This is a genomic window from Kribbella yunnanensis (assembly GCF_039529655.1).
Taxonomy (GTDB): Bacteria; Actinomycetota; Actinomycetes; order Propionibacteriales; family Kribbellaceae; genus Kribbella; species Kribbella yunnanensis.
On the sequence record NZ_BAAANF010000028.1, the window covers coordinates 1 to 15778 of the forward strand.

Annotated in this window: 16 protein-coding genes and 1 pseudogene; 8 read left to right on the forward strand and 9 right to left on the reverse strand. The window is 69.1% G+C overall.

The genetic code is table 11. From position 1 onward, the window contains the following. Both ABD231_RS38705 and ABD231_RS38710 read right to left on the reverse strand, forming a co-directional pair. Positions 1–210, reverse strand: a pseudogene (locus ABD231_RS38705) (hypothetical protein); the annotation flags it as partial. A gap of 132 nt (positions 211–342) precedes the next feature. Further along, positions 343–576 carry a hypothetical protein gene (locus ABD231_RS38710; protein ID WP_344164234.1) on the reverse strand — a complete coding sequence of 78 codons (234 nt, stop codon included), beginning with the start codon at positions 574–576 and terminating at the stop codon, positions 343–345. Here ABD231_RS38710 and ABD231_RS38715 point away from each other — a divergent pair. Continuing rightward, positions 570–755 carry a hypothetical protein gene (locus tag ABD231_RS38715; protein WP_344164237.1) on the forward strand — a complete coding sequence of 62 codons (186 nt, stop codon included), beginning with the start codon at positions 570–572 and terminating at the stop codon, positions 753–755. The genes ABD231_RS38710 and ABD231_RS38715 overlap by 7 nt on opposite strands. Positions 756–942: 187 nt before the next feature. Here the strand turns inward: ABD231_RS38715 and ABD231_RS38720 are convergent, their stop codons facing one another. Together ABD231_RS38720 and ABD231_RS38725 are read right to left on the reverse strand one after the other, a co-directional pair. Beyond that, positions 943–1218 carry a hypothetical protein gene (locus ABD231_RS38720; RefSeq protein ID WP_344164240.1) on the reverse strand — a complete coding sequence of 92 codons (276 nt, stop codon included), beginning with the start codon at positions 1216–1218 and terminating at the stop codon, positions 943–945. A gap of 62 nt (positions 1219–1280) precedes the next feature. Beyond that, on the reverse strand, positions 1281–1727 hold the full coding sequence (locus tag ABD231_RS38725; RefSeq protein ID WP_344164243.1) for an Hsp20/alpha crystallin family protein: 447 nt from the start codon (positions 1725–1727) through the stop codon (positions 1281–1283). A 121-nt stretch (positions 1728–1848) separates the two neighbouring features. On the opposite strand from ABD231_RS38725, the gene ABD231_RS38730 reads away from it, so the two are divergent. Further along, on the forward strand, positions 1849–2502 hold the full coding sequence (locus ABD231_RS38730; RefSeq protein ID WP_344164246.1) for a hypothetical protein: 654 nt from the start codon (positions 1849–1851) through the stop codon (positions 2500–2502). A 113-nt stretch (positions 2503–2615) separates the two neighbouring features. On the opposite strand, the gene ABD231_RS38735 is transcribed toward ABD231_RS38730, so the two are convergent. Both ABD231_RS38735 and ABD231_RS38740 read right to left on the reverse strand, forming a co-directional pair. Then, positions 2616–3416: an Fpg/Nei family DNA glycosylase gene (locus tag ABD231_RS38735; protein WP_344164249.1), complete on the reverse strand. Its 801-nt coding sequence runs from the start codon at positions 3414–3416 to the stop codon at positions 2616–2618. Further along, positions 3409–8004 (reverse strand): ATP-dependent helicase, encoded by a 4596-nt coding sequence (locus ABD231_RS38740; protein ID WP_344164252.1) that lies wholly within the window; start codon positions 8002–8004, stop codon positions 3409–3411. Before ABD231_RS38740 ends, ABD231_RS38735 begins: the two co-directional genes overlap by 8 nt. 99 nt (positions 8005–8103) lie before the next feature. Between ABD231_RS38740 and ABD231_RS38745 the strand changes: the two genes are divergently transcribed. Together ABD231_RS38745 and ABD231_RS38750 are read left to right on the forward strand one after the other, a co-directional pair. Beyond that, complete coding sequence (locus tag ABD231_RS38745; RefSeq protein ID WP_344164255.1) at positions 8104–9180, forward strand: LppM family (lipo)protein; 1077 nt, start codon at positions 8104–8106, stop codon at positions 9178–9180. Then, on the forward strand, positions 9177–9371 hold the full coding sequence (locus ABD231_RS38750; protein WP_344164258.1) for a DUF3046 domain-containing protein: 195 nt from the start codon (positions 9177–9179) through the stop codon (positions 9369–9371). Before ABD231_RS38745 ends, ABD231_RS38750 begins: the two co-directional genes overlap by 4 nt. A 4-nt stretch (positions 9372–9375) precedes the next feature. Here the strand turns inward: ABD231_RS38750 and ABD231_RS38755 are convergent, their stop codons facing one another. Further along, positions 9376–9942 carry a GrpB family protein gene (locus ABD231_RS38755; protein ID WP_344164261.1) on the reverse strand — a complete coding sequence of 189 codons (567 nt, stop codon included), beginning with the start codon at positions 9940–9942 and terminating at the stop codon, positions 9376–9378. 36 nt (positions 9943–9978) lie between these two features. Continuing rightward, positions 9979–10770 carry a hypothetical protein gene (locus ABD231_RS38760; protein ID WP_344164264.1) on the reverse strand — a complete coding sequence of 264 codons (792 nt, stop codon included), beginning with the start codon at positions 10768–10770 and terminating at the stop codon, positions 9979–9981. Positions 10771–11020: 250 nt separating this feature from the next. Between ABD231_RS38760 and recA the strand changes: the two genes are divergently transcribed. The 4 genes from recA (at position 11021) to ABD231_RS38780 (ending at position 14845) form a co-directional block, all read left to right on the forward strand. Next, positions 11021–12100, forward strand: a complete 1080-nt coding sequence (recA, locus tag ABD231_RS38765) for a recombinase RecA (protein ID WP_344164267.1) — start codon at positions 11021–11023, stop codon at positions 12098–12100. A 257-nt stretch (positions 12101–12357) separates the two neighbouring features. After that, a complete protein-coding gene (locus ABD231_RS38770; protein ID WP_344164270.1) occupies positions 12358–12501 on the forward strand; it encodes a hypothetical protein in 144 nt (47 codons plus the stop codon). A 1412-nt stretch (positions 12502–13913) separates the two neighbouring features. Beyond that, a complete protein-coding gene (locus ABD231_RS38775) occupies positions 13914–14435 on the forward strand; it encodes a regulatory protein RecX (protein ID WP_344164273.1) in 522 nt (173 codons plus the stop codon). Then, positions 14435–14845 (forward strand): hypothetical protein, encoded by a 411-nt coding sequence (locus tag ABD231_RS38780; RefSeq protein WP_344164275.1) that lies wholly within the window; start codon positions 14435–14437, stop codon positions 14843–14845. Before ABD231_RS38775 ends, ABD231_RS38780 begins: the two co-directional genes overlap by 1 nt. Here the strand turns inward: ABD231_RS38780 and ABD231_RS38785 are convergent. Next, positions 14803–15765: a helix-turn-helix transcriptional regulator gene (locus tag ABD231_RS38785; protein ID WP_344164278.1), complete on the reverse strand. Its 963-nt coding sequence runs from the start codon at positions 15763–15765 to the stop codon at positions 14803–14805. The genes ABD231_RS38780 and ABD231_RS38785 overlap by 43 nt on opposite strands. Positions 15766–15778: the final 13 nt, after the last annotated feature.

Here is a 15778-nt window from a genome sequence, read left to right on the forward strand (position 1 = left end):
CTCGACCGGGTCGCGAAGGTAGCGTTCCGAGACCAGTTCGACAGTGTCACGGGCGCCGAGTTCCTTGGCTGTGCCCATTTCGTTCAGGCGGCCCAGGATTTGGAGTTCGTAGGTTTTGAGGAGGGTGGCGGCGGCCTGGAGGCGGTCGAGAGTGGACAGCAGTTCGCTGCCGCTCTGCGACCACACCGGGGGCAACGCCAACGTCTCCATACCTAAGAGCTTAGACATGGGCACCGACAGTTTTCGAGGCTGGAACGCCTTATTTTTAAGGGATTTAGTGGGCTGCTTGTGGGCTGATTGCCAGCTCAACTTGCCCACACGGTCGGCCGTCGCACGGACCTTCTAGATGCCGGTGGCGTGGGCTTCGCGGCGGTAGCGGTAGGAGTTGCGTTCGGCGAGGGTGCCGTCGGGGTTGATGATGACGTGGTCGACGCCGTGCCACTGCGCGACGGTTGCGCCTTGGCTGACTTGGCGCTGCTTTCCGCCGCCGGTGGCGAAGGGGGCGGTGCTGTTGCGCCAGCGGGTCTTCCAGACGCCGTTCTCGCTGTAGGTCTCGATGTCGTCAACGGATGCCATCGTGGTTTCCTCCTGGTGCTGGCGGCGCGGCGGATCGGGTCGCGCAGGGTGGCGTCGGCGTTGAGGAGTTCCTGCAGGCGCCGGTCGGCGTCATCGTCGGAGGCCTCGACGGTGACGCCCAGGATCGCGTACGGGTCGAGCGATGGCGCGGTCATGACAAGAACTCGTCGGACGTGTAGGGGTCGACGATGTAGACGGCGGGGCAGGGGAGCTGTGGTGATGCGGCGGCCCGCCGCGAGGGTGTGTCAGCGCGGGCAGCCGCGTCACCGGGGCAAGGAGTTCGATCGGGTTCGGGCTACCACCTCCCAACCGGGCTTTCGTTGCCACGAGCCACATCGGGGTCATCAGAGCGGAGCGTCCTCGCCTTCACGTCGGAGGGCCGCGCTCCCTGCTGTAAGGTCGCCGCGCCGGGACTCTCTCGGTGAGCAGGGACCGGTCCCATGGCGGCCACCGGTGCGGTGGCCGCCCGGCCCACCCGCCGCCGGGTGGCGACGGGTTGCGGCGCGGAGGCTCGGACGGCGACCCCCAGCAACCAGCGATCAGCGCGTCGAACTCGGCACGGAGCAGATCGTCGTCGCCCAGCACCAGGTCAAGGAAGACCTCGGCTTCGACGAGCGTCTGCTGCTGGTTGGTCGCCGTCATCGATCTCACCTCATCGACAACACACTGCACATCACACCCGTGCGGTGTGTGGTTCGCCCGGGTCAGGCGTCGATCTGCTTGCGGTCGCCGCCGTCAGCGGCGCTGATCGCGATCTTGCGCGGCTTGGCCTTCTCCGCGATCGGAATCTTGAGCGTCAGTACGCCACCCTCGTAGCTAGCCTCGATCCGGTCGGCGTCCAGGGTGTCGCCCAGGAACAGCTGCCGGGAGAACACCCCGAGCGGACGCTCGGCCACCTGCATCTCCACACCGTCACCGAGCTTGAGCGGCCGGCGCTCGGCCTTCACTGTGAGCACGTTGCGCTCCACGTCCAGATCGATCGCCTCCGGCGAGACCCCGGGCAGGTCGAACGAAACGACATAGTGCTCGCCCTGGCGGTAGGCATCCATCGGCATCGGGGTCGGCCGTGACCACGTGCCCGGTGCCTGGCTACCGAAGAACTGCTGGGCGAACCGGTCCAACTCCCGGAACGGGTCGGTGCGCATCAACATCGTCCTACACCTCCTGAATGTGCTGATCCAACTGGCGTCAATACGCGCTGCTGTTGTAACATGTCATCGAAACGATGACAAGAAGAAATGTCAGCGAATCGCTGACAGAAGGTGAGAGGAGGTGACTGTGACAGCCACCAACACCCCCGGCGGTGCGGAGGCCTCGGCGAGTGCTGCGATCGCTGCGGTCGAGGAAACCGTCCGCCAGGTCGCACCCCAGGAAGACATCGCGCCGGCCGGGCGGCCGGACACCGCCGCCAGTACGACTGATGTGCTGACTGCTTTGGCCGGGTTGCGGGCCGTGCAGGACCGGCTCGCAGCCTGGGAACCACTGCTGATCGGAGCCGCCCGGGCCCGCGGAGCAAGCTGGGCCGCGATTGCGCCGACCCTGGGCGTTGCCAGCCGCCAGGCCGCCGAGCGCCGCTACCTGCGGCTCAACCCGCATGCCGCCGACCCGGTCGGCCTGACCGGCGAAGAGCGTGTGCAGGCAGCCCGCGACCGCCGCGCCGGCGATCGCGCCGTCAACGAATGGGCCCGCACCAACGCCGCCCGGGTGCGCCGGCTCGCCGCTCAGATCACCGCCCTCGACGGCCTCGACCCCGCCACCCAAGAAGCCGTCGACCGCGTCTTCCACGCCCTCGGCGAGAGCGACACCGCGACCCTGCTCACGCCACTGGCCGACGCCGGAGCCAGACTCCAGCACAGCCACCCCACACTGGCCGAACGGGCCGCCGACATCACCACGACCACCGATCAGCTACGCCACCCCATCTGACTTGACGAAGGTGTGCCCGGTCTACCGGGACTTCGCCCGGTCGGCGTCGCGACCGGGCGGCCATCGCCCGTGGACGTACCTGGGCTTTGACCTGCGAAGGGTGTGTCCTCAGGTCAACCCGTGGTTCTTTCCGGTTGGCAGTGTGGGCACCAGTAGACGACTCGCAGGCGGTCGGGAGACGGGCCTTGCATTGCGGTTTGGATGTGGGTTCGGCACCTTCGGCAGGGTTGCCCGGCGCGGCCGTAGGCCCAGTGGTGCTGACCGCGCCGCGAGATGCCGGTGGTCACCTGGAGAGGGTTCTCTCGGTTGGCCAGCATCAGGCGGCGGGCGAGGTCCACGATCTTGCCGAGGTTCGGGACCTCGGAGACGGCCAGGAACGGCGACACGCCTGCGAGGAACAGGGTCTCGGCTCGGTACACGGTTCCCATGCCTGCGATACAGCGCTGATCGAGGAGCGCTTCGCCGATGGTGCGATCAGGCTCGGCCTGCAGCTTTGCGATTGCCTGGTCTCGGTCGAAGCCGGGGGAGAGCAGGTCGGGGCCGAGGTGACCGACGACGGTGGCTTCCGCGTCTGTGGCGACCAGGTCGAGCACGGGGAGGCGGTAGCCCACGGCTGTCCAGGGAGCGGTCTCGAGCACCGCGCGCACTTGGTGGGTGGGCCCGCCACGCCACTGCTCGCCCGGGCGGTAGAGGTGCCAGCTGCCGTCCATCCGGAAGTGGCTGTGGACAGTCAGTCCGCCGGACAGCCGCATCAGGAGGTGCTTGCCGCGAGCAACTACCTCGATCACTGTGCGGCCGCTGAGGTCGGTCGTGGCGAGTGTTGGGACCCGGAAGTCGGTTCCGATCAGCTCCTGACCGCCGAGGGCCTGATCGAGACGTTTGCAGGCCCGCCAGACGGTGTCGCCCTCAGGCACGGAGCCGGAGTCCGCGTGGAGTGGCGTGGAAGCCGGCCTTGGCCAAGGCGTCTCCGAACGCCGTATGGCGAACCTGCTCGCCATCCGCCGTCTCGACGCTGAGCTTCCCCAGTTGACCGTCTCGGATCGACAGCGCCAGTGCGTCAACGGCGGGCTGCAACAGGTCGACGTCCTCGGTGAAGCTCAGCACGGTCCGCCCGCCGCGCTCGACGTACACGATGAGTCGCCCGTCGACCATGATGATCAGGGCGCCGGCCTTGCGTCCCGGCCGATGCCCGCTGGCGCCTTCACGCTCGGGCCAGGGGAGCGCCGCCCCGTAGGGGTTCGCCGGATCGGATGCTGCCAGTACTACGGCCCGCGTGGCTGGCTCCTCGTCGCGCCGGCCGCGTCCAGCGCCACCACCGAACGAACCCGGCAGCTCAGCCAGCGCTCGTAGTCGGTCGACCGCGCCCGGCAGCGCGAACTGCGCAGCTCCCAGGCCGGCCACGAAGTACCCGCGGCGGCATCGCCCGGACTCCTCGAACGCACTCAGCACCTTGTACACAGCCGCAAAGCCGCCCGGAGTCCGCTCGGTGATCACCGAGCCCCGAGTGACGATGCCGTAGCGGTCGAGCAAAGTCTCGGCAGCCGCATGGGCCCGGCGGGTCGTGTCCTCGTTGCGGGCCGGAAGCAACGACCAGCGCCCGCCGGCAGTCGGCGGACCGCTGCGTGCGGGCATCGCCGGCCGACCGGGCCGCAGCGGGCGTCCTGGTCGCGCACGCGGCGTTGCCCGGCGGGTGCGATGACTACCCCGACCGCCGCCGACCAGTGAGCGCACCGGCGTCAGCGTGTCGTTGGACAGATGCCCTGCCCAGACCAGATCCCACAGCACCGTCACCAGCGTCTCGTCGTCCACCACTCCGTGCGCCGTACCCACTGCATCACTGAGTTGGCGGAAGAAGAATGCGCCTCCACCGGCCAGCGCATCGAGGACAGCCTGATGAGTGTCACCGATCTCGAACGATGGGTCCGGGTCGGGCAAGGTCAGATCGCAGTTGTCGGCCAGATGCAACGACACCCAGCCATCAGTCCCGGGCAACGACCCCGAACCTGCCCACACCACTTCACCGGTCGCGGTCAGCTCATCCAGCATCGACGGCTGATATCCGGGCACCCGCGACGGCAGCACGATCGACTCCAGCGCCGACGCCGGTACGGCGCATCCGGCCAACTGCTCAACGGCTCCGAGCAGTACGTCGTACCCACGGCCTCGGCTGCTCGTGATTCCCTGCCAGGCCGGCAGGAAGCGGGCCAGCGCCGACGGGTCGACCGGCTCGACCTCCTTGCGCAGCGCGGCGAGCGACCGACGGCGCAGCAGCCGGAGAATCTCGCTGTCACACCACTCCATCGCAATGCCGCCAGGCAAGAACTCACCCTCGACGACCCGGCCGGCCGCGGCCAGCCGGCGCAACGCGTCACTGACCACCGCAACGCCGATGCCGAGATGAGTCGCCAGATCGATGGCCCGGAACGGACCGTGCGTCCGCGCATACCGAGAGACGAGATCGCCGAGCGGATCGGCGACTGGCTCGGCGTGCGCCTCCGCGATCCCGGGCGGCAGCGGTACGCCGAGGGCGTCGCGCAGCCGTGCCACATCTTCGACCACCGCCCAGCGGTGTTCACCGGCGATCCGCACCCGGACGACTCGGCGGGCCGCGGCCAGATCGGTCAACCAGGACTCGGCATCCGCGTCCTCGACGCAACGCTGCGAGGCCTCGGACACCGACAGTGGGCCGACCAGACGCAGTACGTCGAAGAGCCCTTCAGCATCACGTGCACGCCGGTCCTCGGCGAGGCGCTGCAGCTCAGCCTCGGTCCGCAATACGACCTCGGCGTCGAGCAACTCCCGCAGCTCGGTGCGCCCGAGCAGCTCGGAGAGCAGGCTCTGATCCAGTGACAGCGCGGCCGCTCGCTTCTCTGCCAGCGGTGTGTCGCCCTCGTACATGAAGGCGCCGACGTACCCGAACAGCAGCGACTTCGCGAACGGTGACGCCTCGGAGGTCTCCACCTCGACGACCGAGATGCGACGCTCGCTGATACCGGTCAGCAGGTCCTTCAAGGCAGGCAAGTCATAGACGTCCTGCAGAACCTCACGCAGGGTCTCGAGCACGATCGGGAAGGAGCCGTACTTGCTGGCGACGCTGAGCAGTTGCGCAGAGCGCTGACGCTGCTGCCACAGCGGTGACCGGCGCCCCGGATTCCGCCGGGGGAGTAGCAGGGCTCGTGCAGCACACTCGCGGAACCGCGCTGCGAACAGTGCCGATCCACCGACCTCGGTGGTGATCAGGTCCTCGATCTCGGCCGGATCGAACAGCACCAGGTCGGCACCGGGTGGCGCCTCGTCGGTCTCCGGCAACCGCAGCACGATTCCGTCGTCGCCGGACACCGACTGCGCGTCCATCCCGTACCGCTCGCGCAAGCGCGCTGCGATCGCCAAGGCCCACGGGCCGTGCACCTGTCCGCCGTACGGCGAGTGGATGCAGACGCGCCAGTCGCCGAGCTCATCGCGGAAACGCTCCACGAGAATCGTCACGTCGTCTGGCACCCGACTCGTCGCCTCACGCTGCTCGGCCAGGTAGGAAACGAGGTTGTTCGCTGCATACTCGTCCAGGCCTGCGGAGCGCGCCCGCTCGACTGCCTTGGCGGCCGGCAGCGAAGCCATCTTCCGCACGAAGGCGCCTGTCGCCGCACCGAGCTCAGCCGGTCTGCCGACGGCGTCACCCTTCCAGAACGGCAACCGCCCGGGCTGGCCTGGCGCGGGGGAGACCAGCACGCGGTCGTGGGTGATGTCCTCGATCCGCCAACTCGATGCGCCGAGGGTGAAGACGTCGCCGACCCGCGACTCGTACACCATCTCCTCGTCCAACTCGCCGACGCGGTGATTGGTCGACTCGCCGACCAGGAAGACGCCGAAGAGTCCTCGATCCGGGATCGTGCCGCCGCTGGTCACCGCGAGCCGTTGTGCACCCGGACGGCCGGAGATCTCCCCGCTCACCCGGTCGAACACGATCCGCGGCCGCAGCTCGGCGAACTCGTCCGACGGGTAGCGGCCCGACAACATGTCGAGCACCCCGTCGTACGCCGAACGGGGCAACGTCGCGAACGGGGCACAGCGTCGTACCAAAGCGAAGAGCTCGTCGACGTCGATGGTGTCGAGGGCAACGATCGACACGATCTGCTGGGCCAGCACATCCAGCGGATTGGCGGGAATGTGCAGACTCTCGATCAGCCCGTCCCGCATCCGCTGCACGACGACCGCGGTGTCGATCAGATCACCGCGGAACTTCGGGAACAGCACGCCGCGCGACACCGCGCCGACCTGGTGGCCGGCGCGACCGACCCGCTGCAGACCGCTCGCAACCGAAGGCGGCGCCTCGACCTGTACGACGAGGTCGACCGCGCCCATGTCGATGCCGAGCTCGAGGCTGCTCGTCGCCACCACACAAGGCAATCGGCCGGACTTCAGATCCGCCTCGATCAGCGCGCGTTGCTCCTTGCTGACCGAGCCGTGGTGCGACTTGGCGATCAACGGCGGCGCAGCCAGCGAGGCGCCGGACTGAGCCATCACCTGCGCCGGTGAACCCTCCTGCGCCAGCTCGAGCTCGGCGCGCTCGGCGGCGATCTCGTTGAGCCTGGCAGTCAGGCGCTCGGCGAGACGGCGTGAGTTCGCGAAGACGATGGTCGAGCTGTGCTGCTCGATCAGGTTGAAGACCTGCTCCTCGACATGCGGCCAGATCGAGGCGTGCTGCGGTGGCCCGGCGGCCGAACCGGAGGTCTCCAGTTCGGTGCTCGCCAGCTCGGCCATGTCCTCGACCGGCACCACGACACTGAGATCCCATTGCTTGGTGAACTTCGGCTGGACCACAGTCACCGGTCGCTCGCCGCCGAGGAATCGTGCCACCTCCTCGACCGGCCGGACCGTCGCCGACAACCCGATCCGCTGCGCCGGCTTCGGCAGCAGCGCGTCGAGCCGCTCGAGGGTCAGCGCGAGGTGGGCACCGCGCTTCGTCCCGGCGACCGCGTGCACCTCGTCGACGATGATGGTGTCGACACCGCGCAACGACTCGCGCGCCTGCGAGGTGAGCAGCAGGAACAATGACTCGGGGGTGGTGATCAGTACGTCGGAAGGCCGGGTGGCGAAGCGTCGCCGGTCGGCTGCCGGGGTGTCGCCGGACCGCACTGCGACCTCGACGTCGATCGGTGCCTCGCCGAGTCGCCGGGCGGTCTCCCGGATCCCGATCAGCGGCGCCCGCAGGTTGCGCTCGACGTCGACGGCCAGCGCCTTCAGCGGCGACACGTAGAGCACCCGGCAGCGCAGCTTCGGATCCTCCGGCGGCGGATTCGTCGCCAGCCGGTCGAGCGCCCAGAGGAAGGCGGCCAGGGTCTTGCCCGAGCCCGTCGGGGCGACCACCAGCGCGTCCCGGCCCGCGGTGATCGCGTCCCACGCCTCGAGCTGGGCCGGGGTGGCCGCCTCGAAGACGTCGCCGAACCACGCCCGGGTCGCGGGCGAGAACCGGCTCAACGCGCTGGTCTTCTTCACGACGACCATCTTGCCGGGTGCCTCCGACAGTTTTCGACACCTTCCCCGTCCCGGATCGGCACTCGTCCGATGTGAAGGTTGTCGGCGCGGTCTGGAATGATCGTCATCATGAAGAACCGCCTCCGCGCCGCGATCGTCGTGGCCTGTCTGTTCGCCCTGACCGGGTGCGCGAAGCTCGATGCCGACTTCAAGGTCGGATCGGACGAGACCGTCTCCGGAACCATGCAGATCGGCATCGACAAACAGCTGCTGGAGGCGAGTGGCCAGTCGCTGGACAAGATCCGGGAGCGGATCGGCACCAGCATCAAGCAGCTGACCACGGACGGTGTCGACTGCCAGCCGCTCGACGACGACCAGTTCATCGGCGAGAAGTGCACGTTCGAGAGCGTTCCGTTCGAGAAGATGGGCCAGTCGAGCGGTGACGGCGTCGGCTTCCGCAAGGTGGACGGCAAGATCATCGTCACCGTCAAGGCGCCCGACCTGAGCTCGCTCGCGGGCGGTGGGCAGCAGCCGCAGGTGAACTTCAAGATCACCATGCCGGGCAAGATCCTCGAGCACGACAACGGTGCCCGGGTCGACGGCCGGACGGCGACGTACGACAGCCTCGACAAGCTGGGCAACATCTCGCTGACCTCGAAGGCCGGCGGTGGGTTCCCGGTCTGGGCGATCGTGCTCATCGTGGTGCTGTTACTGCTGGCCGGTGGTGGTGTCGCGTTCTTCTTGCTGCGCAGCCGCAAAGCGAAGGCCCAGCAGGGCTACGGGCAGTACCCGGGGCAGTATCCGGGCCAGCCGCAGCAGGGCCAGTGGGGACCGCAGTACGGCGGCCAGCCGGGCTACGGGCCCGGTCAGCAGTACCCGCCACAGGGCCCGGGGCAATACGGACAGCCCGGCCAGTACGGCGGTCAGCCGGGTCAGGGCCAGCCAGGGCCGTACGGCGGTCAGCCGGGACCCCAGCCGGGTCAGGGACCAGGCCCGTACGGTGGTCAGCCGGGACAGGGGCAGCCGGGCGGGCCCGCGCCGTACCCGGGGCCGCAGCCCGGACAGCCGCAGTACCCGGGGCAGCCGCAGCCTGGGCAGTGGGGACCGCCGCCCCCGCAGGGACCGCCGCAGCAGGGACAGCAGCAGCCGCCGCAGCAGGGCGGCTGGGGACAGCAACCTCCGAAGGACAACAACGGGCCGGCATGAGACTGACGGAGTTCTGGGCGCGGATGGACCATCACCTCGGTCCCGCGTACGCACGGACCTGGGCCGAGACCCAGGTCGTCGAGGAGCTGGAGGGCCGCACGGTCGTCGAGGCCCTCGCGGAGGGCGAGGCGGCCAAGACCGTCTGGCGGGCCGTGTGGGCCCACCTGCAACTGCCGCCCAGCGAGCGCTGAGCGCTCAGACAGTCCAGCCGGTGCGGGTGGCCCACTCCTCGGCCGGCAGATAGATCAGGTCGCAGACCGGGTCCTTCAGGTCCGCGTAGTCGCCGATGTTGTCGAACGGCAAGGCGGCCGCGCGGCGCTTGAACTCGCCGTACGCCTGGGCTGTGTCGGGGTGACTGCGCAGGTAGTCGCGGAACAGCAAGGCATAGCGCTGGTTGGCGCGACCGGCCACGCGGATGTGCAGATTCACCCGGCGGCGGTACATCGGTTCCACCACGAGGCGCTTGATCCAGTGGTGCTCGTCCTCGGGCAGTCCGGGCACGGGATGGTCCCGCTTGGCGCCGGGACGGAAGTCCCAGGTCTCGGCGACCATCCGCTCGACCACGTCGTCCAGCTCGGACTCCGCCGCGACCGTCACCTGCATGTCGAGGATGTCCTTGGCCGGCAAGCCAGGCACCGACGTCGAGCCGATGTGGTCGATCCGCTGCGCGAGGTCACCGAGGATCACCCGGACCGCCTGTGCGGTCTTCTCGAACTGGGCCGGCCAGGTCTCGTCCGGGCGCACGATGGAGATCGCATTCATGGGGCCGATCATCCCAGCCGCGGAGTCCAGGGTCGATCAGACAGGCTTGATCCGGAACGTCCCGGTGGTGAGCAGGTCCGCAGCCTCGTACGCCGCTTTGCGGATGCCCTTGCGCTCGTCGAAGAATCCGCCGACCACGCCGACCCCGGGCAGCTTGCCGATGAACCGGGCACCGAGACTGCCGCGCGGCCGCTCCTCGAAGACCTCCCCGAGCCCGGCGAGCAGCTTGCTGATCCGCCAGACCAGCCGGACGCCCTTGCGCAGTCCGGCCTCCTCGGAATCGTCGCCGAAGCCCAGTTGCTTCGCGACATCCTGGCCCGCGGCGGTCGGGTCGTCGTACTGGAGGACGTCGTCGGGGGTGATCGGGCGGTCGGTGAGGACCCGGGCGATGACCGCCACTCGGTCGGCATGCGCGTCGACGCCGTACTCGCGGCAGACCGCGCCGATCACCATCGCCTGGACGGACGCGCCGAGGGTGTCCTTGATCGGGAGCCGGTCGGCCGCGGCGCCACTGATCCGCGGCAGACCCGCGACCACGGCCGCGAAGCCGCCGAGGCGCTCCACCCACCAGTCGCAGCGCTTGGCCAGCGGCAGCGTCGGCCACTCGGCGTGACCGGGGACCTTCATCTGCAGCAGCCGGTCGATCGCCAGGATCAGGCCCTTCTCGGCCAGGTTGGGGCGCTCCTGCGCGGAGTACTCGGTGAGCAGGCTGCGGATGCCGAACGGGTCCTGGGTGCGGAGCGCGTCGAGGACGGAGTCGATGCCGAACTCGACCCGGCTGAGGGCGAGGACGACGGCGGAATCGGGGACGTCCGGGCGCTCGGTCACGCCCGCAAGAGTAGGGAGTCGGCGGGCCAGTTCAGTTGCCGGGGGAGGCTTCGGCGTGTCAGTTTGTGATTCGAACACGTGTTCGGGATAGTTTGTGCTCCCGGGAAGGGCGGCGGGCAGCCAGGTTGTCCACAGATTCGTGGTGGCGGCGAAAACTGTCCGTGGCGCCGAATATCTTCTCTGGCACACGGAATCCTTCGGGCGGCTGGGTAGTCCGTCCCACTTACGAGATAGGTCAGGTGGCAGTCAGATGGCTGGTGCAACAGCGAGCGCGGAGCGCAAGGAAGCCGACCGCGAGAAGGCGCTTGCGACCGCGCTGACGCAGATCGAGCGCGCGTGCGGCAAGGGTTCGGTGATGCGGCTCGGCGAGCAGAACCGGCCGCCGATCGAGGTCATCCCGACCGGTTCGATCGCGCTCGACATCGCGCTCGGGATCGGCGGTCTGCCGCGTGGTCGCGTGGTGGAGATCTACGGCCCGGAATCCTCCGGTAAGACGACGGTCGCCCTGCACGCGGTGGCGAACGCGCAACGGGCCGGCGGGATCGCGGCCTTCATCGACGCCGAGCACGCCCTCGACCCGGACTACGCGCGCAAGCTGGGGGTCGACACCGACGCCCTGCTGGTCTCGCAGCCGGACTCCGGTGAGCAGGCGCTGGAGATCGCCGACATGCTGGTCCGCTCCGGCGCGATCGACATCGTCGTGATCGACTCGGTGGCCGCGCTGGTGCCGCGCGCCGAGATCGAGGGCGAGATGGGTGACAGCCACGTCGGTCTGCAGGCCCGGCTGATGAGCCAGGCGCTGCGGAAGATGACCGGTGCGGTCAGCGGGACGAACACGACCGCGATCTTCATCAACCAGCTGCGCGAGAAGATCGGCGTGATGTTCGGCTCCCCGGAGACCACCACCGGTGGTAAGGCGCTGAAGTTCTACGCATCCGTGCGGCTGGACGTGCGCCGGATCGAGTCGCTCAAGGACGGCACCGACGTGGTCGGTAACCGGACCCGGGTCAAGGTCGTGAAGAACAAGGTGGCCCCGCCGTTCAAGCAGGCCGAGTTCGACATCATCTACGGCCAGGGCATCAGCCGTGAGGGCAGTCTGCTCGACCTCGGTGTCGACCAGGGCTTCGTCCGCAAGGCCGGCGCATGGTTCACCTACGAGAGCGACCAGCTCGGTCAGGGCCGGGAGAACGCGCGGAACTTCCTGCGCGACAACCCCGACCTGGCCAACGAGCTGGAGAAGAAGATCAAGGAGAAGATGGGCATCGGTCCGACCCTGGACCAGCCGGCCGACGACAAGGCCAAGGCTGCCGAGGTCGATGTCGACTTCTGATCGACCCACCGCGGGCGGCGGCGCTCCTCGGCACTCACCTGCCGAAGAGCCTGCCCCCGCGGCGCTGTCTCTACCCCACGAAGAGCGCCTCGCCTACGCCCGCCAACTCCTGGCCCGCGGCACGGCAGCCCTCGACGCCCAGGTGAGTAAGCCCTCCGCCGACCGCGGTCGCGCGGAAGCCGCTGATCCATCGCGAGACGGCGCTGCCGCCGCCACGTCGGCGGGAACAGTGGGCTCGACCGGTCGCGCTGGTGCGCGTGCGTCGAGCGGTGGCGGTACGGCGGCTGCCGGGTCCGCAGGCGAGTCCGGCCGCGGGCATGGTTCAGGTGGACGCGGTCGGCGCGATCAGGTGCCGGGCGCGATTCCCGGTGGCGGAGCAGTCAACCCCGCCGGAGCTGTGAACCCCAGGGGAGCCGGGAGTGGCGGCCGAGGTGGGAACGGAGCTGGTGCTGCAACCAGCGGCGTGGCCGGAACTAGCGGCGTGGCGGGGAACGGTGGCGTGGCCGACAACCGTGGCGGTGTCGGGAGTGGTGGCCCAGATGAGGGCGGGGGCCGAGGCGACGGTGAGGGTGGTCGGCGGGAGGGCGGACGCCGGGACAGCGGAGGCCGGGCGGGTGGTCGGGTGGTTGATCCTTGGGGGGAGTTGGACGAGGACTTTGCGGGGGATGACCCGGGGAGTGGGCGGCGGCCGAGTACGGGGATTCGGCGGAGTGTGGGGGCTGACTACTGGGCTGACGCGAAGGCGTTTGCTGGGGATGGCGAGTCGGAGGATGAAGGTTCGCAGCAGGACGGTGTTGCTGGTGAGACCTTCGATCCGTGGGGTGACGGGGTAGCTGTTGCGCGTCCGCCGAAGGTGCGTAAGCCGGACCGGGGGAACGTGGAGCCGGATGCTGGGGTGTGGGGGGTCGGGCTAGGTGCGTCTGGTGGGCCCGAGGTAGTTGAGCCTGCTGCGAGCGCAGCCGACGCCGAGGTGGATGCGTGCGCTCCCGAAGCGGCTGTGGCGCCGGAGGCTCCGGAGATTCCAGCGGTACGCCGTGGGCGGGCTGGTGTGGCTGGGCGGACCTCGCGGGATGCTGTGGTGGATGTGTGGGGAGCGGATCAGTCGGCGGGACCGGAGACGGCGCCAGGCGCTGCTGCGGAGTCGAGTGGGTTGGCAGATCCTGAGAGCCCTCGAGAAGGTGCACCGCGAAGTGGGCGAGGTGCTGCGCGCTCGGCTACCTCCCAAGCCAAGGCGAGGGCTGAGGACGCGCGACTGCCGGACGGCGAGGCTGAGGCTGAGGGGGTTGAGCCGGAGAGGCGTAGTTGGCTTACTGCGCGTCAGAGTGGTGACGATGCGGAGGCTGGTGGATCGGTCGAGGCATCGCGTGGCGGCGGTGGTTGGGGTGGTGGCGGGTCTCCGGGAGGGCGCAAGGGCGGCAAAAACGCTCGGCGTGGTGGTGCTGCGGAGAGCCGTGATGCCAATGGGGCCAGAGGTGCCAGTGGGGTCAGAGGTGTCGGTGGAGCCAGCGGGGCTAGTGAGGCTAGCGGGGCTACTGGGACCCACGGGGCTGGTGAGGCTAACAGGCGTAATGGGGCTGCCGGGCGTAACGAGGCTGGTGGGGCTGGCGGGCGTAACGGGGCTGATGTAGCTAGTGGGGCTGGCGGGGCTGGCAGGGCTGGTGAGTTGGGTGGGGCTGGTCGGTCTGGTGAGACTGGCGGGAGATTGGGTGCTGATTCCGGGGGACGGGGTAAGAGGCGCGGGTTGGCGTCTCGGGGGCCCGCGGGGAGTGGGCGTCGGCGGCGGGATGCGGCGGACGAGTTGGGGGACTCGGCGGTGCCGGACGGGGCGGATCCGGGGCAGGTGGCTCGGGGGATTTTGCTGGACAAGTTGTCGGGGCAGCCGCGGACTCGGGCGGAGCTGGCGGATGTGCTGGCGGAGCGGGGGATTGCGGATGAGGTGGCTGACGAGGTTTTGGATCGGTTCACTGAGGTTGGGTTGATCGACGACGCGGCGTTCGCGACGGCATGGGTGGAGTCGCGGCATCGGGGACGTGGGCTGGGGAAGCGGGCGCTGGCGCAGGAGTTGCGGCGGCGGGGGGTGGATGACGAGTTGTCGCGAGATGCGTTGGAGGAGCTGGATCCGGAGCAGGAGGAGGAGACAGCTCGCGCGCTGGTGCGGAAGAAGCTGCGGTCGATGCGTTCGCTGGACCGGCAGGTGGCGATGCGGCGGTTGCTCGGGATGCTGGCCCGCAAGGGGTATCCGGGCGGGATGGCGATGAGCATCATCAAGCAGGAGCTCGATGCATCGCACGAGGAGTTCCCGCTACTGGATTCGTCCGGGATCGAGGTGGAGTGATGGCGACCCTGCAGGATGTGGAGCGGCTGGTGGCGGAGCTGCCGGGGACCGAGGAGAAGACTCGGCACGGGACGCGCACCTGGACTGTCGGCGGTAAGGCGTATGCGTGGGAACGCCCGTTCAGCAAGGCGGATCTGAAGCGCTTCGGCGACGAGACTCCGCCGGATGAGTCGATACTCGCGATCCGGGTCGAGGACCTCGGCGAGAAGGAGGCGGTGCTGACTGCGCGAGCGGGCGACGGCTTCTTCACGATTCCGCATTTCGACAACTACGCCGCCGTACTGATTGAGCTGGAGCTGGTGCCGGAGGCCGTGTTGCGCGAGGCGTTGCTTGATGGGTGGCTGGTGTTCGCGCCGGCGGCGCAGGCTCAGGACGTGATCGCGGCCCGAAGACGCCGCGCGAAGGACTGATAGCCGGCGAGGAAGGCTGGTGGGGCATCGAGGATGCGGTAGTCGGTGTCGAGAAAGGCCAATGGGAGGAGCAGCCAGTGCCAGGTGTCCAGGGCGACGGTGACTTCGGTGGTGGTCGGAGTGGTGGCCTGGATCTCGGCATCTTGGTACTTGAAGGCGTCGACTACGGCGTCCGCCGGCGCGTCGATCACCAGCCGGATCGGGTGCTTCGTCTTGTGCAGACCCGCGCGAAGGTAGGCGGTGGCTGAGTCTGCGGGGAGGGCGCGGGCCGTGTAGTGCGTCGTGTGGCGGCGTAGGTCGCTGATGCGGTCGACGCGGAAGACGCGCCAGTCGTCGCGGTCCAGGTCCCAGGCCAGCAGGTACCAACGGAGCAGGTGGTGGATCTGACGGTAGGGCTCGACTCGGCGGGCGGACTGCGGGCCGCCGACGCTGCGGTAGGCGAAGGAGATTTCCTGCTGGAGACCGATGGCTTCAGCTAGGTCGCCGAGTTGGTCCGCCGGGACACTCGGCGCGTCCTGATGACTCGTCTCCACGCTGGCCCGAACCGCAACCGCCCGCGACCGGAGCCGAGCCGGCAGGAACTGATCGACCTTCCCGTACGCCCGCGTGGCCGCATCATCGATCCCACCTTCCGCCGCCGAGCCGACCGAGCCCAGCGAAGCCAGTGCGAGCAGCGTCGCCACCGCCTCGTCGTCGTCCAGGACGAGCGGCGGCATCGTCCGCCCTGCGGTCAGCCGGTAGAAGCCGCCGGGCCCGGGCTGGGTCTGCACGGGATAGCCGTAGCCGCGCAGCCGGTCGACGTCCCGCCGCAGCGTGCGCGGGCTGACCCCGAGCCGCTGAACCAGTTCGTCGCCGCTGAACGAGCGCCCGGACTGCAGCGTCGACAGCAACGCGAGCATCCGGGCGGTGACATCGGCCATAAAGTCCATGATG